Raw genomic sequence first — 24,479 nt, forward strand, 5'->3', positions numbered from 1 at the left:
CATCCTTTTTTGTGATTTTTATTTTGTTTTCATTGTCGTTGTTTGCTTGTTTATATATGCCTGCAATGCTTCAATCGTCAGCATCTTTAAATCGTGTTCTTTTTGAATTTTTTGCAGTTCGGGTACGCGGGCCATGGTTCCATCTGCATTCATAATTTCACATATGACACCCGCTGGCACTGAACCCGCAAGTTTAGCAAGATCAACGGCCGCTTCTGTATGACCTGGTCTTTCTACTACGCCTCCCTCTTTCGCAATAAGAGGGAAAACATGACCTGGGCGGGCAAAATCTTCTGGTTTTGACTCTTTATTTAACATGGCCAAAATGGTCGTTGAGCGCTCAAAAGCACTTATACCAGTTGTCGTTGACGTATGGTCGATGCTCACTGTAAATGCTGTATGATGTGCATCCGTATTTCGCTCGACCATGGGATGCAGATCCAAGTGTTTCGCAATCGAGGCATGAACTGGTGTGCAAATAAGACCTCTTCCATGTAAAGCCATGAAGTTAATGACTTCCGGCGTTGCATGCTCAGCAAGTGCCACAAAGTCTCCTTCATTTTCTCTGTCTTCATCATCTACTACGATAATGATTTCTCCTCGTTTCAGGGCATTTACTGCCTCATCAACTGAATGATACATACAATCGCCTCCTAGAATCCGTGCTCTTTTAAAAATGATGGGGTTAATCGTGATGGCTGCTTTTCGTTTTGCTCTTTTGTTAAAAAGCGATAAATGTATTTACCGATCATGTCACATTCAATATTTACTACATCTCCCATAGATTTAGTCGGGAAAATAGTTCCTTCAAGCGTATGTGGAATGATAGAAACTGTCACATGAGCATCTCGCAAATCGAAAATAGTCAAGCTGACGCCGTCTATTGCGATCGATCCCTTTTTTGTGAGCATATCTGTGAGGGTCTTGTCCATTTTCAAATCATAGTAAATGGCATTACTCTTCTTTTCTACACGGGTAATCACAGCCGTTCCATCAACATGGCCTGAAACAAAATGACCGCCGAATCGTCCATTTGATGACATCGCTCGCTCTAAATTCACTTGGCTACCTGGCGCAAGCTGATCAAGTGATGTCGCTTTGACCGTCTCAGGCATCACATCTGCCGCAAACTGTTCTTTTGTGAAGCTTGTGACAGTGAGACAAACGCCATTGATGGCGATACTATCGCCTAGGTGAACATCTTCTAGTACACGACTGCACTTGATGATGATTTCCATGGCATCTGCGGATCTTTTGCTCAATGACTGAACTGTACCCACTTCTTCAATAATCCCCGTAAACATGTGATCCTCCCTTTCTCTTTCTTTTGTATTTCTCACTTTATGAAAAAGCGATGTTTGGGACATGTGATCGATTGAACACCTTCGTCGCTTTTTATGGTCCATACAAGATGAGGGATCACCTAATAAACACTGCATGCGATGACTATATTGACATACAGAAAGCCCCGGAAAAATTCCGGGGCTGTGGTTTTTTTGCATTAGAAATAAAACTATGATCAACACATATTTTTTGTTCATACATAGCTTTCGTTATCCTTCTCCCATCCAGACTTTCACTGTCGGCTTCAGCTTCTCACTGAATCAACCGTTAATAAATTAACGGGTCACGGGCTGTAAAGCATTTGCTTTATTACCGTCGGTCGGGATTTTCACCCTGCCCCGAAGGATACAATCGATATTTAGCTGTCCTTAGGGGCTATTATAGCGATCCTTGTGGTCAAATGCAACAATCAAGATTTATTCACTTATTCATAAAAAAAGCCTCCCTATAGGAAAGGAGACTTGTTAATTGACGACTTTTACTACTTTTATAAGACCGTCTATTCTTTTTTCATTACTAAAGTATGCTTTAATACGATCGCCTTTTTTCAGATCGGCCACATCATCTTCAAATTTCTTCCCGTTAAAAATGATTTTCGTGCCATTTTTGGCTTGACCGTAATACTCATCACCATCAATTTTTGTAATGGTATATTCATAGATTGTGTAATCTTTATCATTATTCGTTAAACTTTCGCCAATGGCTGTTGGCACATCTTCAATTTTCATGCCATTCATGTATAAATAACCTGCGCCTAAACAAAGCAGTAAAACAAATAAGATTGCGATTTTCAATTTGATTTTCCCCATATTTAGAACCTCCATCATCTGCACTTCGCCTATTTGTATGTTCTATTCCTTCTTTTGATGAAATAAAACCAAAAAAGCTGATTTTCATTAATGGTTACTTATATAACGATTCAAATGGACTTTTGGTTCCACCTTTTCATCATTACATATGATACGAATATGCGTTCTTTATTAAGGGGGTCTTTTTTCCTCTTTATCTGTTAGCAGGATGAATAAGATAGACGAGCTTTTTGATTATATTCTTTTCTCTAGTGCGAATAGATCTTCCTCTAACAATTGAGATCTTTGAACAGCGATATTTCGGCTGTCACGAACCCCTTGATTATAATAGTAGCTTCCAAGATATTTTGTGATAAATTCTAATATATTAATGGCTGCTAATTCACCAATCTCCTCTTCTCGTTCTTCGGCAAAGTAACGCTGAATGGCAATCATCATCTGGTTTTTTTCTTCTTTTGTTAATGGTTTCAAAGTATCTCCTGCTTTCTTTCAGCATGATCACACGCTTTTTAGATGTGCACTTCCACTTATTTTTAGAGCTACATATGGTGACACTCACGAATACGAATGTTTGTTCTCTTATCATATCACAAAAACGTGTCCATCACACCCTAAAAGAAAAAGCGTGTTTTAATCAATGGATCAAAATACGCTTTCTTTATATAGACTATTTATTTCAATATGGATAGGATCGTCGCTACAGAATGATCTACAAATGAACGCTCTGGGCGAGATTTCATGAGAACTGTAAGTCCAATAAAAGAAACAACCAGCGCCTGTGCTAAGGCTTTGGCATTCAGACTGCTTTCGAGCTCACCCGAGCGAATACCTTGTACAATTTTTTCTTCAAAAATGACCGAAAGATACATCTGATGCTCTCTTGTGAGAATTTCAAACTTCTCTTCGTGTGGGGCAAGCTCGACTATTGTATTGATGCAGAAGCACCCTTTACTCGGCCCATGTCCATATTCCTCTTCTACTAATTCAGCAAATAATGTATGAAATGCTTCCTTTACAGATAGATTGTTTTGAAGTTTTGTTCGAATGTGGGCAGCATGCTGAGTTGTATATTTGCGTAATGCTGCTTCAAACAATTCCTCTTTATCACCGAACGCTGAGTATAAGCTTGGCCGCTGTATTCCCATTTTTGCAGTTAAGTCGCTTAATGTAGTCGCTCTGTACCCCTTCTCCCAAAAAAGCAACAAGGCCTCATCTAACGCTTTTTCCTCATCAAATTCCCGTTGTCGAACCATTATCAACCCTCATTTCTATCATAAAAATCTCTTCACTAAATCAATCATCTATTTCTTATAACGTTTTTTACTCATCGGTATATTATCATTTTATTTTATTGACATATCATTGTCAAATTGACTAGATCTTCACTACATCATCTTGACTTTAAAACGTTTCTCTGGTTATCCTTAACAGGAATCATTTTATACCAATCAGTATATTATACTTTTCAGTACAAAAGGAGCTGCTGACATGCATGAAAAAAGAAAAAATGAATGCCGTTGAACATTCTGATCTGGAAACAACTCATTTACAAATAAACACCCGATCAACGATGACTCGTAATATGGCTCTACTGTTTTCGACAGCCTCAGGGATGGCAGTTGCAAACATATACTTTGCACAGCCATTATTAGACTCCCTCGCATCCGAGTTTGGTATCAGCTATTCAGCCATTGGTATGGTCATTACGATTACTCAGCTTTGTTATGCGCTAGGACTGCTACTGATCGTACCACTTGGTGATCTGTTCAACCAACGGCGACTCATCGTAGCTCAAATGCTAGTATCCGTGTTATCTCTCATTCTAGTCGGTATCGCCCCTACCGCCACCGTCCTGTTCATAGGACTAGCTGCGGTGGGACTGCTTGCTGTAGTCACTCAGGTACTCGTAGCATTCGCAGCGACATGGGCCGCTCCTGAAGAACGTGGCCGCATAGTGGGCTTGGTTCAAAGTGGAATTGTGATTGGTATTCTTCTCGCACGAACGTTTGCTGGTGTACTAACCGATCTCGCCGGCTGGAGATCAGTCTATCTCGTTTCCGGCGTGATGATGTTGATCATCACTGGCGTGTTGTACCGGTATCTTCCGCGTGCTGACAGCAAGAGAGTCTCCATATCCTATGTGAACTTGCTCGCTTCAATGTTTATATTGTTCAGACAAGAACGAATTCTACGTATTCGTGGCGTACTGGGTTTTCTGATCTTTGTTGTGTTTGGCACGCTGTGGACTTCACTTGTGCTGCCTCTCAGCACTACGCCATACAATCTGTCACATACGGCGATTGGAGCATTTGGCCTTGCTGGAGTTGCCGGAGCATTAGGTGCCGCTCGAGCTGGAAGCCTTGCTGATCGAGGCTTAGGACAGTTAACAACGTGCATCGCCCTTGTCCTATTACTCTTTTCATGGTGTTTTATTTTTTTCACTGAATATTCCCTCATTTTATTAATCGTTGGTATCATCATTCTTGACCTATCTGTGCAGGCAGTTCATGTGACCAATCAAAGTATGATTTTCATGGTCCGGCCTGAGGCGAGAAGCCGGCTGACTGCTGCTTATATGATTTTTTATTCCCTCGGCAGTGCGCTCGGTTCTATTGTATCAACTAATATATACGCCAACGCTGGCTGGAATGGGGTATGTTTATTTGGAGCCTCTATCAGCGCCTTAGCCCTTTTATATTGGATGATCACCTACCGCTTCACGGCACAGATCACAGGAACATCAGATGTAAAATAAAAAAACACCGCAATTAAGCGGTGTTTTGGATTAAGCATCGATCACTTCGACTTTTTCCATGCCTTGTCCTTGTTCCATATCAAGAACAGCTTCGATACCAGATGTTACTTTGCCAAAAACAGTGTGAACACCGTTTAAGTGCGGCTGTGGGTCATGTACGATAAAGAATTGGCTGCCGCCAGTATCTTTACCAGCGTGTGCCATTGATAATGAACCTCTCTCGTGCTGATGAGGGTTTCCTTCTGTTTCACATTTAATTGTGTAACCAGGTCCTCCAGTTCCATTACCGTTTGGATCGCCGCCTTGGCTTACGAACCCTGGGATCACGCGGTGGAATTTCAATCCGTCGTAGAAGCCTTCATTCGCTAATTTTTCAAAGTTTGCTACTGTACCTGGAGCAGCCTCTGGGTAAAGTTCAAACTCAATTTTCTTTCCATTCGTTAATTGTATGTATCCTTTTTTCGCCATTTTTCACATTCTCCTTTCAGGTTAAACAACGCTCATTATAGCACATTTTCGGTGATGTTAAACATCCCCTGCTTACCTAATGTGATTTACCTCTTTTGCCATCATTGATAAAATAAAAGCGCTTGATCCTTTTCTCCTAAGGAAATGATCACAGACTGAGCAAATCACTTCATCATCTTGGAGGTTTCAAACATCTTTAAAAGAAAATTGAAACGTCAGACTGATTTGTTACGTCTATATGATGGAGTACGATTCAAATCATGTACTCAAAAGATGAGTTTCTCACCATCGAGAAACGCTTTCGACTTGAAGGAGGTCAACATGTTTAAAAAAACAATGCTTGGTATGATGGCAGCGCTCCTTTTACTGATTGGTGCGCCAAAAGTCAGCTTAGCGGATGCAGCTGTCGGCGATGTCATCGTCACACTCGGGCAAGACTTAACACCGGCTGATCGCCAGAAGGTGCTTGACGAGTTGAATCCACCTGAAAATGCGACAAAAATTGAAGTAACCAATAAAGAAGAGCACGAATATTTAGGAAAGTATATCCCTCGCTCTCAAATCGGGACTCGAGCATTATCATCTTCATCTATCACTATTGAAAAATCAGGTACGGGTCTGACTGTGGATACACATAACATTAAGACCATTACAGATGAGATGTATTTAAATGCTTTAATGACCGCAGGCGTGAAAGATGCAAAGGTTGTCGTGACGGCGCCGTTTGAAGTATCTGGCACAGCAGCACTGACAGGTCTATTAAAAGCCTATGAAGTGTCAAGCGACAAAGCCATTCCTGAAGATGTGAAACAGGTGGCAAACGAAGAGCTTGTAACAACATCTAAACTGGGAGACTCTATTGGAAAAGACAATGCTTCTGCCCTGATTGCAAAAATCAAAGATGACATTGCCAAAAATGGAGTTCCTAAAACAACAAAAGAAGTGGAAGAAAAAGTAGATCAAGCCGCTTCTGATTTGAACTTAAATCTGACGCAGGATCAAAAAGATCAACTTGTCTCTCTCTTCGATAAAATGAAAAATATCAATATCGATTGGAAACAAGTCGGATCTCAAATTGATAAAGCAAAAGACAAGATTACAAAATTCATAGAATCAGATGAAGGGAAAAACCTTCTACAGAAGATTTGGGATTTCTTTGTCTCTATTTGGAACGCGATCGTCTCTGTATTTACTGGTGGAAAATAAATGTCATAGAAAAAGCTGCCTGATGATCAGGCAGCTCAGACCGTAGACAAACCCCACCTTTACTTCAAGTAAAAGTGGGGTTTTCACATTTTTTGATAAAAACATTATGTGTTTTACGCTGGACATGGCTCTTNTCAGACCGTAGACAAACCCCACCTTTACTTCAAGTAAAAGTGGGGTTTTCACATTTTTTGATAAAAACATTATGTGTTTTACGCTGGACATGGCTCTTTCCAAGTCCAGTTTGCTAGCTTTTTAAGATTCATGGCAGCGAAAGTAAGCATCGCCTGCATTGAAACTTTTTTCAGTCCTCGAAGTTTCGTCCAACGCATACCATGCTTTTCTTTTGCATCCGCAAAAACGCGTTCTATTGTTTCTTTCCGTTTTGCATAGATGTCTTTATTCATTTGTGTCAGCCTCAGATGGTCTGCTTCATCTAGATAGTCCTGCCAAATATGCCGATGAATTTGTTTAGTGTGATTTTGACTTTGTGTACAGTTATTTAAAAACGAGCAGGATTTACATACCTCTGAATCAGATGCATATTGCTTATAGCCTTCTCTAGTCGTTGTACGATAAGAGAGAATTTGCCCGTTGGGGCAAATGTAACAATCAAAATATGCATCATACACATATTCATTCTTTTTCAAGTAACCAGCTTTTGTTCTTGGACGAGTGTAAGGCATGACAGGTCTTATTTCTTGATCCATTAAAAACTTAGCGATGTAAGGTATATTCATTCTTTTTCAAGTAACCAGCTTTTGTTCTTGGACGAGTGTAAGGCATGACAGGTCTTATTTCTTGATCCATTAAAAACTTAGCGATGTAAGGTGTTTTATATCCTGCATCTACTGCGACTACAAATGGTTTTCCGACTTTTTCTGTCACCTTTAATACGAGTGAATCCAACATACGACTATCATGAACATTTCCACCTGTGACCAGTGATCCTAAAATAAATCCTTTAGAATCACAAGCCGTATGAAATGAATAGGYAAATGATTTTTCTCGCTCATCCTTCACATAGTARCCACTCTCTGGATCAGTCGTACTTACYTTGATTTCTTTTGTCTCTTCTTTATTCTGTAGGGGTAAAGGCTTTTTTCCATGTTCTTCACGGTCAATATTGATCTCYTCATGAAGCTGATTTTGATAACTTCTCGTCTCTACTCGAACGATTTTCTTTTCAWGTTTTTTCTTATTGGCATTCGCTTTTACATGAGTGGAGTCAATGAAGGCAATAGAAGGGTCAACGAGTCCTTTTTTCATCGCTTCTCTTAAGATTCGGTAAAAAATTTGTTCGAATAAATCTGTATCATGGAAGCGTCTCACGTAGTTTTTACCGAAGGTAGAAAAGTGCGGGATTTTCTCRGAAAATCCATATCCAATAAACCAACGATAAGCCACGTTGGTTTCAATTTCTYTAATGGTTTGCCGCATAGAGCGAATGCCAAATAGATATTGAATTAAGACCATCTTAATGAGAACAACGGGATCAACACTTGGTCTACCRTTSTCAGAACTATAATGATCTTTGACAAGATCATAAACGAAATCAAAGTCGATCGCTTGATCAATTTTTCGTACAAGATGATCTTCAGGCACTAATTCATCTAAGGCCACTACTTCTAATTGATTTCTTCTTTCTTCTTCACGTTTCGATAACATGTTCATCCCCCACAGAATTGTGTTATTACCCTTATTATACAAAAAAGCTTGTAGACTTTGTCTACAAGCTGAAACACATCCATTTGGATGTGTCTTTTTTTGAGCGCATNTCTTTCTTCTTCACGTTTCGATAACATGTTCATCCCCCACAGAATTGTGTTATTACCCTTATTATACAAAAAAGCTTGTAGACTTTGTCTACAAGCTGAGACACATCCATTTGGATGTGTCTTTTTTTGAGCGCATTAAAATGTGCAGCCGCCCGCTAGAGTGATTACACTATAGAATGAGGTGAAGAAAGAGTGGAAATTGTCGTGATTTGGTTTCGCCGAGATATGCGATTGGATGATCATATCGCCTTATCAAAAGCGATCACATATGCAAAAAAACATCAGTACCGATTATTTGCTTTTTATCATCTAGATCCGTTTTTTACAGAAATGGAACTGGATTTGAACAACGAACATTTCTTTCAAAACTTGGCCAATTTCGTCAAGGAAGCGAGAGAATCTCACATGTATGTTCATCTCATTCATGATGATATTTTGTCCGCTTTTCAAAAGCTCATGAATGCTTATGACATCAATGCGGTCTTTTTTAATGAAGACGAAGTAGGAAATGGTCAAACACGTGATGAGCAAGTGACCCGTTTCTTAGAAGAAAAGGGCATTCATGTGTCAAAGTGGCAAGATACGCATCTGCATGGGGCGAGAGATATTTTAAAAGCGGATGGGACTCATTATCAAGTGTTTACTCCATACTATCAAGCGTGGCGGAAGCAGGAGAAGCAGTCTGTGATAAAAGTTGACAAATCATTTCTGAGCAGCAAGCATACGATTTGTGATGAGTCACTTTCTGAAAAGGGAGATGAGAAACTAAGGGACATCATCAAGAAATGTACAAGGAAATTCGATCAGATTGGATCAGACAAAGCGATGAGCACGCTAGGCGGCTTTATTCAAGAAAGATTGACGCATTATCACGAGAAACGAGATATTCCGTCTGTTTTTGGGACGAGCAAGCTGTCTCGGTTTTTAAAAACCGGGACCATTTCTATTCGCACGATCTTTCATGCAGTCAATGAGGAAGAACTTTTTGAAGATAAGGGCAAGGAAACATTTATGAAAGAGCTAGCGTGGCGTGATTTTTATCATATGATCTTTGCGCATTATCCAGAGATGAAAGAAAAAGAAATCAACGCCTCCTTTCAACATATAAAATGGAATGATGATCAGACACTTTTTGAAGCTTGGTGTAAAGGACAAACAGGCTTCCCACTCGTTGACGCTGGGATGAGACAGTTAAATGAAGAAGGCTGGATGCATAACCGTTTGAGAATGGTGACGGCTTCATTTCTGACAAAAGATTATCTCATCGATTGGAGAATGGGCGAGGCGTATTTTGCGAGAAAACTTGTCGACTATGATGAGGCTTCGAATATTGGAGGATTTCAGTGGGCAGCCTCTGTCGGAACGGATGCTGTTCCTTACTTCCGTATTTTTAACCCAACGACCCAGTCGAAACGATTTGATCCAAGCGGAGAATATATTAGAAGGTATGTACCAGAACTAAAGCATGTGAATGAAAAATGGATTCATGAACCGAGTAAAATGCCGATAGATGAGCAAATGAAATCGGGATGTGTGTTGGGGGATACATATCCTCTGCCTACAGTCGATCATCAAGAAAGACGAAAAAAGGCCATTTCGCTATTTGAAGAAGCGAAACAAACATAAAAGAAATCCCCCTTTTCGGATGAAAGGGGGATTGTATGTTTATCTGAAAGGCTCTCTATTTTCATATTTAAACCGGGCAATGAGTAAGCAGAAGTAGCATAGTACCCCAAACAAACAAGAAATAAAGAATGAATGAGCAAGCGCATAACCGAGTGCGAGCTGAGAATAAACAGACATGACACCAGAGATCGCTTGAAGTGTAATCAGAATGGCTGAAATGATCCATCCATAATACAGCTGCTTTTGTTCTTTATAATGTTTAAGGGCATGGAACATCGCAACAAATATCCAAACGAATAAAAGAAGGGCTGCTGCTCGGTGAGACATTTGAACCCATTGATTAAAATACGCTGGAAGTGCGCCGTCTTTTGAACAAAATGGGAAGACAGAGCATGCAAGACTTGATTTTGTATGTCTCACATAGGCGCCCGTATACACCACAATATACGTATATGTGATCAACCCATAAATATGGAACTGCATTCTTTTGCCGATATGAAGTGGCTTCACAAGCTTTGTTTCAGATCTGGTGGCTTCAAACACAAGCAGTGCCAGCAGTAAAACGGAAGCAAAAGAAATCAGTGAAATACCGAAGTGCAGTGCCATGACAAGTGCGTTAGAACCAAACACAACGGCGAGTGCCCCTAACAGCGCTTGAAGCAGTAAGAATATAATGGACATGATGACCAAAAATTTGGTTTCACGGAATACTGGACTGATTTTTTTCCAGCATAAGACCGCCAGTGCCAATACAAGAATGGTGGAAACTCCTGTTGACATGCGGTGGCTCCATTCGATAATGGAAGCAGGATTCATTTCTGGAAAGAAACGACCGTGGCAAAGGGGCCATTGTCTGCCGCAGCCAAGACCGGAGCCAGTTTTTGTCACAAGCGCACCGCCAATCAGAACGATCAGCATCACAAATGTTGTGACAACGCTCAATAACCTTAAAGCAAATTTCATCAAATGATTTCACCTTCTCTAAATAACTTCTGATCTAAATGAAAACCTCACATGCTCTCAAGTTTAAGCCAAATGCGTGTTCTGTTGCAATTCATAATGACCAAAGTTCACAAAAAAATGATATGTTAGTTCACAAAGTTTACAGATTTAGAGTGCTTGATCTTTCTTTGACAGTCTGATAGAAATAGAGGAGAGAATATTTCATTTTGCACCGCCTTCTGAAACGCACATCCTAATAAATTCACGAAAAGTTCACAAATAACTTCAAGTTTGTCGTTTATTATTTAATAGGATGTTTTTTTACAGCTCTTTATCTTGTATGATAGAGTTGTAACGATTTTACGTTTTATTCGTTCGTTTGAAGGTTTGGGCAAGGGAGGTTATACACATTGGCAAATTCCAAAACAGCCGCGGAAGCAGCTATTCATGGACAAATAGAAGAAACAACCGCTTTAAAAGATTTTCTTGCTCTTATTAAAATGGGCATCGTCAATTCCAATTTCATTACAACTTTTACTGGAATGTGGCTTGCTTTTTATTTTACAGGTATGAGTTTTCTTGGGAATCTTGATATTGTGCTGTTAACAATGATTGGTTCTTCTCTTATTATTGCCGGTTCATGCGCCATTAATAATGCGTTTGACCGTGATATTGATATACTAATGGAAAGAACAAAAACAAGACCGACGGTGACAGGTAAAGTTCAGCCAGGTCAAGCGTATGCATTTGGTATTCTGCTTGTTATACTTGGACTGATTATGCTTCTGATGACAACTGTTACATCAGCAGTGATTGGATTTATCGGTGTCTTTACTTATGCAGTTCTATACACGATGTGGTCTAAACGTCATTACACCATTAATACAGTCATTGGGAGTGTATCTGGTGCGGTTCCGCCATTAATTGGCTGGACAGCTGTTACAGGCACCATCGACACAACGGCTTGGGTCCTGTTTATGATTATGTTCATCTGGCAAATTCCGCATTTCTTATCACTTGCGATTAAGAAAACGGAAGATTACCGTAAAGCAGGTATTCCAATGCTGCCAGTTGTTTACGGCTTTGAAGTCACAAAACGCCAAATCATCATTTGGACAGCATGTCTTCTTCCGCTTCCATTTTTCTTAGGTGGATTAGGATGGCCGATTGTCGCACTTGGCACATTGCTGAACATTGGATGGCTCGTCATTGGGCTTATGGGCTTTAAAATGAAAGATATCATGAAGTGGTCAACACTCATGTTCGTTTATTCATTAAACTACTTAACGATCTTTTTCGTTGCGATGATTATTATTACACTATTCTAGAGTGAAATACACTTTGATCACATCAAAACAATGGCTATATCTTATAACACAACATTTTCTTACAACTATGAAAGCCGCCTGATATTCAGTTCTATTTAGGCGGCTTTCTGTTTATACATAGATGGTATTTTGAGTAAAAACATCATTTTTTTATGAAAAGAGGAAATGTAAGTGCTTTTATAAGAGGCGGGGGTTATGGATGGGTGAAAGGTGATTTTATAAATAAGAGGTAAAAGCGAAAGGCAAAGGAGATCAAGCAAAAGGGGTTGGGACAAATTATGATAAGAAAATGGCGTGTTTATTCACTGTTTCTCTTACTGACGCTCGTTTTGGCGGGCTGCGGTGAACCATACTTATCAACACTCAAGCCAGTTGGGGAAGTAGCAGATAAACAGTTTTTCCTAACGGTACTGAGTACACTTATTATGGTTCTTGTCGTTATTGTTGTATCGATCATTTTCTTTTACGTCATCATTAAATTCAAACGTTCTAAAGTGGGAGAAGATACGATTCCTAAACAGGTAGAAGGGAACCGTAACCTCGAAATTACGTGGACAGCGATTCCGATACTTCTACTCATTATTCTCGTTGTACCTGTTGTGGCATACACGCTTGAGCTAGGGGATACAAGCGCCATGGATAAGAAAAAACGAGATCCTGAAAAGACACTTGTAGTGAATGTAAGAGCCAGCTTATATTGGTGGGAATTTGAATACCCTGATTATGGGATTGTGACAAGTCAGGAATTGATTGTTCCAACTGATCAAAAGGTTTATTTTAAGCTGAAAGCATCTGATGTGAAACACTCATTCTGGATTCCATCAGCTGGGGGTAAAATTGATACAAATACAGACAACGAGAACAAGTTTTATTTAACGTTTGACTCAAAACGAACGAAAGATGCTGGAGAATATTTCTATGGGAAATGTGCAGAGCTTTGTGGTCCATCACATGCTTTAATGGACTTTAAAGTTAAAACGCTTTCTCAAGATGAGTTTTTAGGCTGGACGAAAAAGATGACAGATTATAAGAAGCCTGCATCTACGTCAGATCTAGCCCTTGAGGGTGAAAAACTCTTTAAAGAGAAAAACTGTTTAAGCTGTCATGCGGTAGAGCCTGGAGATGAACGGCCAGAGGCGGCAAGGACTGCACCAAACCTTGCAACCTTCGGAGAGCGGACAAAAGTAGCTGGAATTAAAGACATGAACAAAGAAAATGTCAAAGCATGGCTGAAAGATCCAGAGAGCTTTAAACCAGGTAATAAGATGACAGGGACGTACCCTAAACTAAATGACTCAGAAGCAGACGCACTCTACGAGTATTTAAAAGGTCTTAAAATACAGTAAATGCCTTGAGCAGCTTGAAGTTGCGCACATTCAAAAGGGTATACGATCTATGTGAAGTTTTTGTTAAGAGCTCCCGAATAAGTCTCTACATCCAAGAATAAGTCATCTGTCAGATATAGTCTGTTTTTAGAACGTGAAGATAGACATTGATATGAAAAGGGGCAAATGGGAGATAAGAGGGGGATTTCATGGTGAGTACAATAGCTAAAAAGCGGGGGTTTGGCGCTGTCTTATGGGATTACTTAACGACGGTTGACCACAAAAAAATTGCCATACTATATTTAGTGGCAGGGGGATTTTTCTTTTTAATTGGTGGCCTGGAAGCGATGATTATCCGTATTCAGCTAGCCATCCCTGAAAATGATTTTGTGAGTGCAGGGTTTTACAATGAAGTCATGACGATGCATGGAACAACGATGATTTTCCTTGCAGCAATGCCGCTTTTATTTGCATTAATGAATGCGGTTGTACCCATTCAAATTGGTGCACGTGACGTAGCGTTTCCATTTGTGAATTCACTTGGTTTTTGGCTGTTCTTTTTCGGAGGTATTTTCTTAAACCTTGGATGGTTTATGGGCGGAGCACCTGATGCAGGCTGGACTGCCTATGCGTCGCTCACGCTGAATTCAGAAGGGCACGGCATGGATTTCTATATTTTAGGGTTGCAGATAGCGGGTATTGGTACGCTAATTGCCGGAATCAACTTTCTTGCAACGATTATTAATATGAGAGCGCCAGGTATGACGTATATGAGAATGCCGCTCTTTACCTGGACGACGTTTGTGGCATCTGCACTAATTTTATTCGCATTCCCGCCGCTGACAGCAGGGCTTGCGATGCTGATGCTTGATCGAATGTTTGATACGAGCTTTTTTAATCCAGAGCTCGGCGGAAATACAATCATCTGGGAGCATTTGTTCTGGATTTTTGGACACCCAGAAGTGTATATCTTGATTTTGCCGGCATTTGGGATTTTCTCTGAGATCATTCCGGTGTTTGCAAGAAAAAGATTGTTTGGTTATTCGTCCATGGTGTTTGCGACTGTATTAATTGGTTTCCTTGGATTCATGGTGTGGGCGCATCACATGTTCACAACAGGACTTGGTCCAATTGCCAATGCGATCTTTGCCGTAGCCACAATGGCGATTGCGGTGCCAACTGGAATTAAAGTTTTTAACTGGTTGCTCACCATATGGGGCGGTAATGTGAAGTTCACAACGCCGATGCTATATTCAGTTGCGTTCATTCCGTCATTCTTACTTGGCGGTGTAACCGGCGTCATGCTTGCAGCAGCAGCAGCGGATTATCAGTTCCATGACACGTACTTCGTTGTGGCGCATTTCCACTATGTCATTATCGGTGGTGTGGTCTTCGGTATTTTAGCAGGTGTGCATTATTGGTGGCCGAAGATGTTTGGGAAAATACTGAATGAGAAGCTTGGGAAAATTGGCTTTGTGCTGTTTTTCGTCGGTTTCCATTTAACGTTCTTTATCCAGCATTTTCTCGGTCTTTGGGGCATGCCGCGCCGAGTCTTTACATTCTTGCCAGGTCAGGGTCTAGACCTTGGGAACTTGGTGAGTACGATTGGGGCACTGTTCATGTTTGTAGCAGTTGTCATCATGCTGATTAATATCATCTGGACGACAGCAAAAGGGGAGCGTGTATCGGGCGATCCTTGGGGAGATGGAAGAACGCTTGAATGGGCAGTATCTTCACCTCCGCCAGAATATAACTTTAAGCAGCTGCCTCTTGTACGGGGACTTGATCCATTATGGATTGAGAAAATGGATGGTAAAAAAGGAATGACAGCATCTGAACCGCTCGATGATATTCACATGCCGAATAATTCCATCTTGCCTATCATTATCTCATTCGGTCTATTTGTGTCAGCGTTTGGTTTTATGTATCGTCAAGAACACAGCTGGGGTCTACCGGTGATCTTCATTGGTCTTGGGATCACGTTTGCGACCATGCTCGTTCGCTCTCTTAAAGATGATCATGGATACCATATTCACAAAGAAGATTTGACGGATGACGATGACAAAGGGGTGAAAGCATAATGGAACCACAAAAAATGACAGCGGAAACCTTTCCGGCTTCTCCTGAGAAAGCCACGTTAGAAGGAAAGAATAAGTTCGTCGGGTTCTGGTTGTTTCTTGGGGGAGAAACGGTCCTGTTTGCATCTTTGTTTGCCACTTATTTGGCGCTGAAAAATTCAAATGCAGGCGGCGCAACAACAACTGAAATGTTTGACCTCACACTTGTGTTTATTGCCACAATGCTTCTGTTAACGAGCAGTTTAACGAGTGTGTATGCTATGTATCATATGAAAAACTTTGCCTTTAAAAAAATGCAGCTTTGGCTTGGTATAACCGTTCTTTTAGGTGCTGGATTTTTAGGGGTAGAAATTTATGAGTTTTATCATTATGTGCATGCGTATGAATTTACCATTACGAGCTCTGCACTTGGCTCTTCCTTCTATACGCTTGTTGGAACACACGGGGCTCACGTCGCATTTGGACTTTGCTGGATCACCGCTCTGATGATTCGGAATATGAGACGCGGACTCGATTTATACAATGCACCAAAATATTATGTGGCAAGCCTTTATTGGCACTTCATTGATGTTGTGTGGGTCTTCATCTTTACCGTTGTATATTTAATGGGAATGGTGGGATAAGAATGGGAAATAAAAACACAAATCAGTCCAAAGTCGATCTTGTCTATCGGAAAAAGAAAAATGCCGAAGAAATGAAGCATCAGCTCATTTCTTTCGGCTTGATGATTGGTTTAACGTTTGTTGCCTTTTTAACAATCGCCTCTGAAGACGTCGGAAATTGGTTCGCTGTCCCTTTTATTTTACTGCTTGCAGTGATTCAGGTCGCTTTTCAGCTTTATTATTTTATGCACATGAACCAAAAAGGGCATGAAACACCCGCGTTGTTTCTTTACTCAGGTGTGTTTGTCGCGTTTATTACCGTTTTAGCCTTTTTGACCATTATTTGGTGGTAAGCTCGCTTTGCCCTTGAAGGAGGCGCAGCAATGGAAAACTTAGAGATATTTGGATTTCGTGCATTATGGAGTCCTTACTATTTGACATGTATTGTAGCAGCAGCCGCTTTTTATCTGCTTCTCGTGACGAAGGGTAAGCACCGTGCGACGGTGAAAGAGAAAACGCTGTTTCTCACGGGGCTTGTGTTGCTTTATGCAGTGAAGGGGAGCCCGATTGATTTAATGGGGCATATTATGTTCAGTGCGCATATGGCGCAAATGGCAGTGCTCTATTTGGTCATCCCGCCCCTTCTTATCACAGGTTTACCTGCGGCGATTTGGGAGCGGATCATTCAAACACGGGGTATTCAGCCGATTTTCCGCTTGTTTTCTAAGCCGTTGATTGCCTTACTCGGTTTTAACGGGTTGTTTTCGCTGTATCATATTCCGCTTGTGTTCGATTTTGTCAAAACAGATCCGTTTTATCACGCATTGATGACAGTTGTCATTTTTATCGCTGCTTTTTTCATGTGGTGGCCGCTTGTCCATAAAGTGCAAAGTCAGCCGCAGATTACAGGCATTTTAAAGCTTGGATATATTATGGCAGATGGGATTTTAATGACACCTGCCTGCGCACTCATTATGTTTAGTGAAGCGCCTATCTATGCCACTTATTCAGATGCCGGCGCATGGATACAAGCACTGCACCTATGCGTACCGAGTGATATGCTTGCTGGTCTTGCGCTTACGGGACCTGACATGTTTCATACATTGCCGCTGCTAGAAGATCAGCAGCTAGGTGCTATTTTGATGAAAATCATTCAAGAGATTGTATACGGATCGATTCTTGCTGTTGTCTTCTTTGACTGGGCGAGAAAAGAAAGAGCGAAAGATGCCGTACCAGATGCGCTCATTCCGAAATATGAATAAATGAAAAGCACAGCCGCAGGGGCTGTGCTTTTTATGCTTCAGCAGTTATCGCTTCTAGTTTTTCTTTTAATTGGTTCAGCGTTTTTTTACTGGATTGAATAAGAGATTTAGGGAAATCTTCGCCTTCTCCATATTCAACACCATGCGGATAATAGTGTTTTCCAAGTAAAGGTGTCAGCAGCTGGATGTGGGCTTTTTTGGAGCCGACATCTCCCTCAGTGGCGTAGCCAGAGATCCGTAAGTAAAATGTCCCCTCTACCATATTATACTTCCTGTCGTACGTCACACGCTCATAATCCCATTGATCGGCTCGTACAAATCCTTCACTTTCCATAATGAAATCTAATTTATTTAAGTCAGCTGATACCTTTTCAATCCCCGTACCTTCAAACTTCACCCAAAACCCCTCCTTATAAAAATTCCCTTTACTGACAATCATAGTATGAAAGCGTTAAACTTTCAACTGTGAAAGGTATGTTCTTTTATAAGCTGGTTACAGTAATAAAGAAAATAACGGATGGAGGAATCAACGTGAAAACGAAAAAAATCAAAGATATCATGACGAAAAAAGTAGTGACGTTGCAAAAGGACGACAATGCATATGAAGCGGCAGTCAAAATGAAAGATGCTGACATTGGTGCCATTCCAGTAGTCGATGGGGATCAGCTTGTTGGTATTGTCACAGACCGCGACCTTGTACTTAGAGGTATTGCTGAGAAAAAGCCGAACTCACAAGAGGTTAGTGTCCTCATGACGAAGGAAGTATTGACAGCTGAAGAAGATGCAACCCTAGAAGAAATTGTCCGGTTGATGTCAGAACATCAGCTCCGCCGTATCCCGGTTGTCAAAAACGGGGCACTCACAGGGATCGTAGCCCTTGGGGATTTATCAGTTGAAGATTTATCAAACGATCGTGCAGGTGATGCTCTGACGGAAATCTCACAACAAGACCAGGATCATGGCCAAGGATTTCTTCATTAGGAGGGGCATATTTTAAATTCGTGTTAAATAGGCTGTATTGTCGTTGATAAATGGAGCAAGTTTTGTTTAAATGACAGTAGAAGGTACTTTTTGTACCTTGCCAATTTAACGGAGGTGTTTATTTGAAAACTGTGCTGAAAACACTCTTCATCCTCCTGATTATATCTGGAACGTACGTTCTGTTTATTCAATATGGATCTTCACCAGAAAAAGAAAACAGCAATGAGCCGAAGGTGTCTAATGAAGAAACATCTAGCGATAAGCCGATTAACATTCCGAAAAAAGGTCTCATGTCCTTTATGGGGAAGTCTTCAAACGAAGTGCTTAAACAGCTAGGGGAACCAGATCGCATTGATCCTTCCGCATATGATTATGACTGGTGGATATACAATCAATCGAAGAAACACTATATTCAAGTAGGGGTAAAGGACAGTAAAGTGGTGACCTTGTTTGCGACAGGGGGTGGGCTGAATGTGGAGCCGTTTAAAATCGGTCAAGCCACAAGTGAAGTGTTTAAAAAAACACAAATCGCTCCTTACATTCATGTAGAGGACGAGGGAAATTCATATCGCTTTGAATTTTCAGAAGATGATATGAATACCAGGCCGACGGTGAAAGTGGGAGATGATGTGTATGTCCAGCTCTACATGGATAAGTTTGAAAGCACTCTTTCGAGCATTCGAGCCTTTAATGCAGATACATTTGTCAAACAAAAGCCGTATGAAGTCGTTTATCGAGGTCAATTAATTGAACCTGAGGCGATATCAGGTGAAAAGTGGAAGGATATTGAAGCGTCGAGTCAAAAACAAATTTTTGATATGACCAATATTATCCGCCATAAGTACAAACTGCCGACCTTAAAGTGGGACGATGAAACCTCTGAAGTGGCATTCATGCATAGTGAGGACATGAAAGATCATCATTATTTCTCCCATGAATCTAAAAAATACGGTACGCTGAAAGATCGGTTAGAAAGAGGCGAGGTCGCATTTCAGCTTGCGGGGGAAAACATTGCGTATAATTATGTTGATGGCCCTGCAGCTGTAGAAGGCTGGCTGAATAGCGAAGGTCACCGGAAGGCATTGTTAAATCAAGATTACACGCACCTTGGCGTTGGTGTGAAAGAAAAGTATTATACACAAAACTTCATTAAGAAAACGTCTTAATCCTCTAAACAGCTGCGCACAGATGGCGGCTGTTTTTTTATGAAAAGGGCTCACCAAAATAGACCCAGATGTATATAGTATAGTAGGCATTTGTATGGGGGGTGAGGATATGACAAATAAGCAAAAGCAAACATCCATTGATGAATTTAAACAGTTCGTCAGACGCCATCCGAAATTAATTCAAGAAGTGCAGACGCAAGAAAAAAGCTGGCAAAGTTTATACGAGAATTGGGTCATGTTTGGTGAGGAAGATGACATGTGGTCTCCTTACCGGCAAACACAAACGGAAGAAGCAAAAGAAGAAAAAGCCGCTAAGCAAAGTGAACCGGGAAAAGCAGATTTTATGTCTAAAATGGTTTCTGCAGTGAAAAAAATGGACGCTGATCAAATGAATGAACAAATTAATAAAATGAGCCAGTCTATTTCCTCTTTACAAAGCTTACTCGGTCAATTTTCATCAAATGGCTCAAAGAAGGGTTCATCTGGAGGCAGCCAGCACCCATTCTCCTTCAGGAAAGATTAATTGAAAGGGGATGCTTTTGGTGCGGAGAGAAGTACAAGAGTTTGTCATGGCCGAAGAGGATCGAATCAAATTCATCAGGCAGCGCCCACTCTGGTATAGACAGTTAACGCGGCATCCTGAAAATGTCACTTCGTTTGAATTAGATAAAATGAACTTTTACGAAAAAACCATTCCTCATCGTGTGAGCCAGTTGAGCAATAGTGTCCAAATGGCTGAAATGATGATCCAGATGTTCCAAGCAATGCGCAATCAAAATGGAGCCGGGTGAGGCTTTTTTTGAGTTGATTAAGATGTCTATTTCATGAGCATCCTATGAAAGTAGACGAAAGGAGAATCAGAACATGAAATGGATGCTGTCAATATGCGCATTGCTTTTTCTTCTCACCGGATGTCAAAGTCAACATGATCAAGAGCAAGTAACTAGGCAAGAACCAGCAGTACCAGTCATGCAGCAGACGCAAAGTGAAATGAAGCAGCAAGGCTTTTTAAAATACAAAGTGCAGGGATCTGTTGTGTATATAGAAAGTACACTTCAAGATTTTCACCTTGAACCTTCACCCTTGAAAAAGGATAAGAAGGCGGGATATTTTACAGTGTATGTAGACGGGAAACGGGCAGGCAATGAGTATACTGCGGCGTTTGTGGTCAAGCACCTTTCAAAAGGAAAGCATAAAATGACCGTTGTGCTAAATTCTCGTCACCCTGAATATAAGCAGAAAAGAGAGACGTGGGATGTATTTGTGACGTAAAAGCATTTTCTGATCCATAGGTTTCGTGGTAAACTATGAATTGGAGGTGCAACATTTATGTATGCGACAATCGAATCTGTGGAGCTCCAAGAGGAAGCAAATCAATTGGCTGCCATGATTCTTCAGTCGGAGGAGGCTGAACATTACCGCAACTGCTTTAAGCGTCTCCAGCAAGACGAAGAAGCCCAACAAATTATTGCCCATTTTACAAAAGTAAAAGAGCAATATGAAGATGTGCAGCGGTTCGGCAAATACCATCCGGACTATAGAACGATCTCAAAAGAAATGCGTGAGGTCAAAAGAAAGCTAGATCTTCACGATACAGTGGTTGATTTCAAAAAAGCAGAAACAGCGATTCAATCCATCTTAGATGAGATTAGTATTGAAATCGGTCAAGCTGTATCAGCATATATTAAAGTTCCAACAGGGAACCCATATTTTGATGGTCTATCATCATGCGGCGGTGGCTGTGGATCAGGAGGCAGCTGTGGCTGTAAAGTATCTTGACGAGACTTGAACGTCTCGTCTTTTACATAATGAACGGAAAGAATTGAAAAGCGGAAGGTGAAAAGATGGATACCAAACGTCAAGGGATGGTCGTTTGGCTGCATTCGTTAAAGCAGTCAAAAGCGCTAAGGAAATTTGGGAATGTTCACTATATTTCAAGGAAAATGAAATATGCAGTGATTTATTGTGATATGAATGATCTTGAGCGCCACATGGCAAAGCTCAGTTCATTGCCATTTGTAAAACGTGTTGAGCCTTCCTATAAACCTTTTATTAAATTAGAGTACGAATCGAAATTGGACAAAGCAAAAGAGTATGATTATAAGGTGGGCTTTTAAAGACACAAAAAAACCCCCGCGGCATCACCCGCGGGGTCCTTCTATTCTTAATGATTCATTAAGGAGAAGGCAAAGGGAGAGGAGAAACCGGAGGAAGAACTTATGGGGAAACGTAAGTCTTCTCCGCGGTTGGCAACAGCACCACATCAGATGCTGTTAACAGTAGTATGACCCTCTCTTTTGTGATCTATACATAGAAAATGAATGGAATTCAGTGCATTGTCCCATGTGGAGTGGATATGGTAAGATAATGTTGAATTTTTTGTCATCAAACAATATTCAATAGATGCAAGCAGAAAAAGTGGTGGAAAAATGAGAGTGATTTCTGGAACAAAAAAAGGCCGCACGCTGAAAGCCGTACCCGGCCAATCAACAAGACCAACAACAGATAAAGTAAAAGAATCCATTTTTAATATGATTGGACCGTATTTTGATGGGGGATGGGCCCTTGATTTATTTGCTGGAAGTGGTGGTTTAGGAATTGAAGCGCTTTCTAGAGGATTCGATCATTGTATATTTGTGGATCGAGATATGAAGGCGATTCAGACGATTAAAGGCAACTTGAATCAATTGTCGCTAATGGATCAAAGTGAAGTGTTTCGAAATGATGCAAACCGTGCACTCGCCGCTGTAGTGAAGCGAGAAGAATCTTTTCAAGCCATCTTCCTTGATCCGCCGTATAAAGATCAAAAGTTGAAAGCACTTCTTGATACGATTGATGAGCATTCCTTATTAGCAGATGATGGCGTCATTGTGTGTGAGCATGATAAAGATGTGACACTGCCAGAGGAAGCAGGACAGCTGCATATCTCAAGGCAGGAAATGTACGGAATGACTGGCATTACGATCTATAGAAAGCGGGGAAATTAAAGCATGGGGAATATAGCCGTTTGTCCGGGTAGCTTCGATCCAGTCACATTGGGCCATTTGGATATTATCAAAAGAGGGGCAAAGATTTTTGATGAAGTATATGTGTGCGTCCTCAATAACTCGTCAAAAAAGCCGTTGTTTACTGTTGAAGAGCGATGTGAACTCATTCGTCAAGCAACAAAGGAGCTACCAAATATCAAAGTGGAATCCTTTCATGGACTGCTCGTTGATTATGCGAAACAAAAAGAGGCGAAAGTCATTTTACGCGGACTTAGAGCGGTGACGGACTTTGAATACGAGATGCAAGGGACATCAATGAACAAAGTGTTGAATGATGACATTGAAACGTTCTTTATGATGACGAATAATCAATACTCCTTCTTAAGTTCAAGCATTGTTAAAGAAGTAGCGAAATATCATGGATCAGTCAAAGAGCTTGTACCGCAAGAGGTCGAAGCTGCGCTGAAAGAGAAATTTAATGGATGAGTGCATTGTGCACTCATCCATTTTTTAATTTCTGATAATAGAGTGCAATATACACGATCAGACTGAACAAGGTGATGAGGGGACCAGCAGATACAAGCTGATTCCATAACATGCTGCTAAACATCACGACTTGCTCGCTTGTTTCAAATGCCCCTGCTGGAAGCGCCATGTCTGCTTTAGAGACATAAAGGGGTTTGAATAACAAAAAAGCAAAGACGGCTGCGTAAATACCGTGAAGCAAACGGGCGAAGAAAAACGGTTTAAAGCGTATATCGGTGGCTGCCAAAATCCCGGCTACCTGAGCTTGAACGGAGAATCCGCTAAATCCTAAAATAAAGCTGACCACAATTGTTTTAGCGAGCATGGAAACCTCTTGTGATCCTGTGAGCTGACTTCCTAATGTGATTTCAAATAGACCCGCAATCATGGCTAGATCTAATTCCGGCGGAAGGTGCATCGTTTTCAGTATAGAGCCGATCCCGATAGAGAGAAGATCTGTCACATGAACGACAGCGAGCATTTGACTAAAGACAGAAAATAAAATGATAAAGCCGCCAATCATAAAGAGCGTTTGAACAGATGACATGACAGCGTCACTTAATATTTGGCCAAGTGGTCTTTTCTCTGCAAGTCTTGCCGTATGAAGAGCGCTGAATGCTTCTCGAATTGGAGGCAATAAAAATCCTTTTCGGCTTCTGAGGTGCGCATCATGACGTGCTTTATATCCGCGCATTGTCACCCCAACCGCGAGATTTCCTAAATAATGTGCACAGGCTAACACAATGCCTAAAGCTGGGTGATGAAAAAATCCTACAGCCACTGCTCCAAAAATGAACAAAGGGTTTGAAGAATTGGTAAATGACACAAGGCGTTCTGCTTCAATTCTTGTCAGCTGTCCTTCCTGCCGAAGTCTTGTCGTCAATTTAGCGCCAGAAGGAAAACCAGAGGCCATTCCCATCGCCAGTACAAATCCGCCGACACCAGGCACCCGAAAGATAGGCCGCATAAATGGCTCTAATAATACGCCGACAAATCTGACAATCCCGAAACTGATTAATAGCTCGGACAAAATAAAAAAAGGTAGCAGCGATGGAAAAACCACTTCCCACCACATTGCAAGTCCATTTTTCGATGCTTGCAAAGAGGCTTGTGGATGTGTAATCACAGTGGCTGTTAAAAAGATAAAAAAAGCAGCGATGAACAGAGTGTTCCATTTTTTCATGGAGATGTCGCCCCTTGCCGTTATAATCTATTGGCGAGCTCGTGATTAAAGAAAAAGAGATGCTAGCCGAGCCTGTCTTCTATTACTATACGATGAGAAGGGGCATGTTTAGAC

Annotated in this window: 27 protein-coding genes, 1 pseudogene and 1 riboswitch; of the genes and pseudogenes, 18 read left to right on the plus strand and 10 right to left on the minus strand. The window is 41.0% G+C overall.

Going from position 1 to position 24,479, the window contains the following annotated elements:
- Nucleotides 1-18 precede the first annotated feature (18 nt).
- The 5 genes from ribB to ASG46_RS11730 all read right to left on the minus strand — a co-directional run bounded on the left by ribB (nt 19) and on the right by ASG46_RS11730 (nt 3,406).
- Nucleotides 19-642 carry a 3,4-dihydroxy-2-butanone-4-phosphate synthase gene (gene ribB, locus ASG46_RS11710; protein ID WP_017359786.1) on the minus strand — a complete coding sequence of 208 codons (624 nt, stop codon included), beginning with the start codon at nt 640-642 and terminating at the stop codon, nt 19-21.
- 11 nt (nt 643-653) lie between these two features.
- Nucleotides 654-1,304 (minus strand): riboflavin synthase, encoded by a 651-nt coding sequence (ribE, locus tag ASG46_RS11715; protein WP_026050106.1) that lies wholly within the window; start codon nt 1,302-1,304, stop codon nt 654-656.
- A gap of 248 nt (nt 1,305-1,552) precedes the next feature.
- A riboswitch (FMN riboswitch) is annotated at nt 1,553-1,694 on the minus strand.
- Between the two features lie 114 nt (nt 1,695-1,808).
- Nucleotides 1,809-2,153 carry a hypothetical protein gene (locus tag ASG46_RS11720; protein WP_008344451.1) on the minus strand — a complete coding sequence of 115 codons (345 nt, stop codon included), beginning with the start codon at nt 2,151-2,153 and terminating at the stop codon, nt 1,809-1,811.
- Between the two features lie 234 nt (nt 2,154-2,387).
- Entirely contained in the window at nt 2,388-2,624 is a 237-nt protein-coding gene (locus tag ASG46_RS11725; protein WP_035702871.1) for a DUF2164 family protein, read from the minus strand.
- Between the two features lie 200 nt (nt 2,625-2,824).
- Nucleotides 2,825-3,406 (minus strand): TetR/AcrR family transcriptional regulator, encoded by a 582-nt coding sequence (locus ASG46_RS11730; protein ID WP_017359789.1) that lies wholly within the window; start codon nt 3,404-3,406, stop codon nt 2,825-2,827.
- Between the two features lie 239 nt (nt 3,407-3,645).
- Here ASG46_RS11730 and ASG46_RS11735 point away from each other — a divergent pair, with 239 nt between their 5' ends.
- Nucleotides 3,646-4,908 (plus strand): MFS transporter, encoded by a 1,263-nt coding sequence (locus ASG46_RS11735; RefSeq protein ID WP_056704689.1) that lies wholly within the window; start codon nt 3,646-3,648, stop codon nt 4,906-4,908.
- A 30-nt stretch (nt 4,909-4,938) separates the two neighbouring features.
- Here the strand turns inward: ASG46_RS11735 and ASG46_RS11740 are convergent, their stop codons facing one another.
- A complete protein-coding gene (locus ASG46_RS11740) occupies nt 4,939-5,376 on the minus strand; it encodes a peptidylprolyl isomerase (RefSeq protein WP_007501040.1) in 438 nt (145 codons plus the stop codon).
- 321 nt (nt 5,377-5,697) lie between these two features.
- Here ASG46_RS11740 and ASG46_RS11745 point away from each other — a divergent pair, with 321 nt between their 5' ends.
- Complete coding sequence (locus ASG46_RS11745) at nt 5,698-6,582, plus strand: DUF1002 domain-containing protein (RefSeq protein ID WP_017359791.1); 885 nt, start codon at nt 5,698-5,700, stop codon at nt 6,580-6,582.
- A 212-nt stretch (nt 6,583-6,794) separates the two neighbouring features.
- On the opposite strand, the pseudogene ASG46_RS11755 reads toward ASG46_RS11745, so the two are convergent.
- Nucleotides 6,795-8,250: pseudogene (locus ASG46_RS11755) on the minus strand (IS1182 family transposase).
- A gap of 302 nt (nt 8,251-8,552) precedes the next feature.
- On the opposite strand from ASG46_RS11755, the gene ASG46_RS11760 reads away from it, so the two are divergent.
- Nucleotides 8,553-9,986: a cryptochrome/photolyase family protein gene (locus tag ASG46_RS11760; RefSeq protein WP_056704692.1), complete on the plus strand. Its 1,434-nt coding sequence runs from the start codon at nt 8,553-8,555 to the stop codon at nt 9,984-9,986.
- 39 nt (nt 9,987-10,025) lie between these two features.
- Here ASG46_RS11760 and ASG46_RS11765 read toward each other — a convergent pair whose 3' ends face one another.
- Entirely contained in the window at nt 10,026-10,949 is a 924-nt protein-coding gene (locus ASG46_RS11765) for a COX15/CtaA family protein (RefSeq protein WP_024720295.1), read from the minus strand.
- 389 nt (nt 10,950-11,338) lie between these two features.
- On the opposite strand from ASG46_RS11765, the gene cyoE reads away from it, so the two are divergent.
- The 6 genes from cyoE (at nt 11,339) to ctaG (ending at nt 17,523) form a co-directional block, all read left to right on the plus strand.
- On the plus strand, nt 11,339-12,256 hold the full coding sequence (gene cyoE, locus ASG46_RS11770) for a heme o synthase (RefSeq protein WP_056704693.1): 918 nt from the start codon (nt 11,339-11,341) through the stop codon (nt 12,254-12,256).
- A 278-nt stretch (nt 12,257-12,534) separates the two neighbouring features.
- Entirely contained in the window at nt 12,535-13,602 is a 1,068-nt protein-coding gene (gene coxB / locus ASG46_RS11775; protein ID WP_039168612.1) for a cytochrome c oxidase subunit II, read from the plus strand.
- Nucleotides 13,603-13,790: 188 nt separating this feature from the next.
- Nucleotides 13,791-15,662, plus strand: coding sequence for a cytochrome c oxidase subunit I (gene ctaD, locus ASG46_RS11780; RefSeq protein WP_007499823.1), 1,872 nt, complete (start codon nt 13,791-13,793; stop codon nt 15,660-15,662).
- Nucleotides 15,662-16,282: a cytochrome c oxidase subunit III gene (gene ctaE / locus ASG46_RS11785; protein WP_056704695.1), complete on the plus strand. Its 621-nt coding sequence runs from the start codon at nt 15,662-15,664 to the stop codon at nt 16,280-16,282. The genes ctaD and ctaE overlap by 1 nt, the downstream gene beginning before the upstream one ends.
- A gap of 2 nt (nt 16,283-16,284) precedes the next feature.
- Nucleotides 16,285-16,614 carry a cytochrome c oxidase subunit IVB gene (ctaF, locus tag ASG46_RS11790; protein ID WP_003211520.1) on the plus strand — a complete coding sequence of 110 codons (330 nt, stop codon included), beginning with the start codon at nt 16,285-16,287 and terminating at the stop codon, nt 16,612-16,614.
- A 30-nt stretch (nt 16,615-16,644) separates the two neighbouring features.
- Nucleotides 16,645-17,523 (plus strand): cytochrome c oxidase assembly factor CtaG, encoded by an 879-nt coding sequence (ctaG, locus tag ASG46_RS11795; RefSeq protein WP_017367183.1) that lies wholly within the window; start codon nt 16,645-16,647, stop codon nt 17,521-17,523.
- A 31-nt stretch (nt 17,524-17,554) separates the two neighbouring features.
- Here the strand turns inward: ctaG and ASG46_RS11800 are convergent, their stop codons facing one another.
- Nucleotides 17,555-17,920 carry a YugN family protein gene (locus ASG46_RS11800; RefSeq protein WP_008345035.1) on the minus strand — a complete coding sequence of 122 codons (366 nt, stop codon included), beginning with the start codon at nt 17,918-17,920 and terminating at the stop codon, nt 17,555-17,557.
- A gap of 161 nt (nt 17,921-18,081) precedes the next feature.
- Here ASG46_RS11800 and ASG46_RS11805 point away from each other — a divergent pair, with 161 nt between their 5' ends.
- The 9 genes from ASG46_RS11805 (at nt 18,082) to coaD (ending at nt 23,143) form a co-directional block, all read left to right on the plus strand.
- Nucleotides 18,082-18,504 carry a CBS domain-containing protein gene (locus tag ASG46_RS11805; protein ID WP_056704797.1) on the plus strand — a complete coding sequence of 141 codons (423 nt, stop codon included), beginning with the start codon at nt 18,082-18,084 and terminating at the stop codon, nt 18,502-18,504.
- Nucleotides 18,505-18,626: 122 nt separating this feature from the next.
- Nucleotides 18,627-19,670, plus strand: coding sequence for a CAP domain-containing protein (locus tag ASG46_RS11810; RefSeq protein WP_056704696.1), 1,044 nt, complete (start codon nt 18,627-18,629; stop codon nt 19,668-19,670).
- Nucleotides 19,671-19,779: 109 nt separating this feature from the next.
- Nucleotides 19,780-20,193, plus strand: coding sequence for a YlbD family protein (locus tag ASG46_RS11815; protein ID WP_024720298.1), 414 nt, complete (start codon nt 19,780-19,782; stop codon nt 20,191-20,193).
- A gap of 19 nt (nt 20,194-20,212) precedes the next feature.
- On the plus strand, nt 20,213-20,461 hold the full coding sequence (locus ASG46_RS11820) for a YlbE-like family protein (protein WP_017359376.1): 249 nt from the start codon (nt 20,213-20,215) through the stop codon (nt 20,459-20,461).
- Nucleotides 20,462-20,534: 73 nt separating this feature from the next.
- The gene (locus ASG46_RS11825; RefSeq protein ID WP_007499810.1) at nt 20,535-20,942 is read left to right on the plus strand and encodes a hypothetical protein; all 408 of its coding nucleotides are present in this window, start codon (nt 20,535-20,537) and stop codon (nt 20,940-20,942) included.
- A 57-nt stretch (nt 20,943-20,999) separates the two neighbouring features.
- Nucleotides 21,000-21,449 (plus strand): YlbF family regulator, encoded by a 450-nt coding sequence (locus tag ASG46_RS11830; protein ID WP_007499807.1) that lies wholly within the window; start codon nt 21,000-21,002, stop codon nt 21,447-21,449.
- A 65-nt stretch (nt 21,450-21,514) separates the two neighbouring features.
- Entirely contained in the window at nt 21,515-21,787 is a 273-nt protein-coding gene (locus tag ASG46_RS11835) for a YlbG family protein (RefSeq protein WP_008345023.1), read from the plus strand.
- Nucleotides 21,788-22,099: 312 nt separating this feature from the next.
- Nucleotides 22,100-22,657 (plus strand): 16S rRNA (guanine(966)-N(2))-methyltransferase RsmD, encoded by a 558-nt coding sequence (gene rsmD / locus ASG46_RS11840; protein ID WP_007499805.1) that lies wholly within the window; start codon nt 22,100-22,102, stop codon nt 22,655-22,657.
- A gap of 3 nt (nt 22,658-22,660) precedes the next feature.
- Entirely contained in the window at nt 22,661-23,143 is a 483-nt protein-coding gene (gene coaD / locus ASG46_RS11845; protein WP_007499803.1) for a pantetheine-phosphate adenylyltransferase, read from the plus strand.
- A gap of 13 nt (nt 23,144-23,156) precedes the next feature.
- Here coaD and ylbJ read toward each other — a convergent pair whose 3' ends face one another.
- Nucleotides 23,157-24,365, minus strand: a complete 1,209-nt coding sequence (gene ylbJ, locus ASG46_RS11850) for a sporulation integral membrane protein YlbJ (protein ID WP_056704698.1) — start codon at nt 24,363-24,365, stop codon at nt 23,157-23,159.
- Between the last annotated feature and the right edge of the window lie 114 nt (nt 24,366-24,479).

Origin of the sequence: Bacillus sp. Leaf49, from assembly GCF_001426125.1 — a bacterium.
Lineage (GTDB): Bacteria > Bacillota > Bacilli > Bacillales > Bacillaceae > Bacillus > Bacillus altitudinis.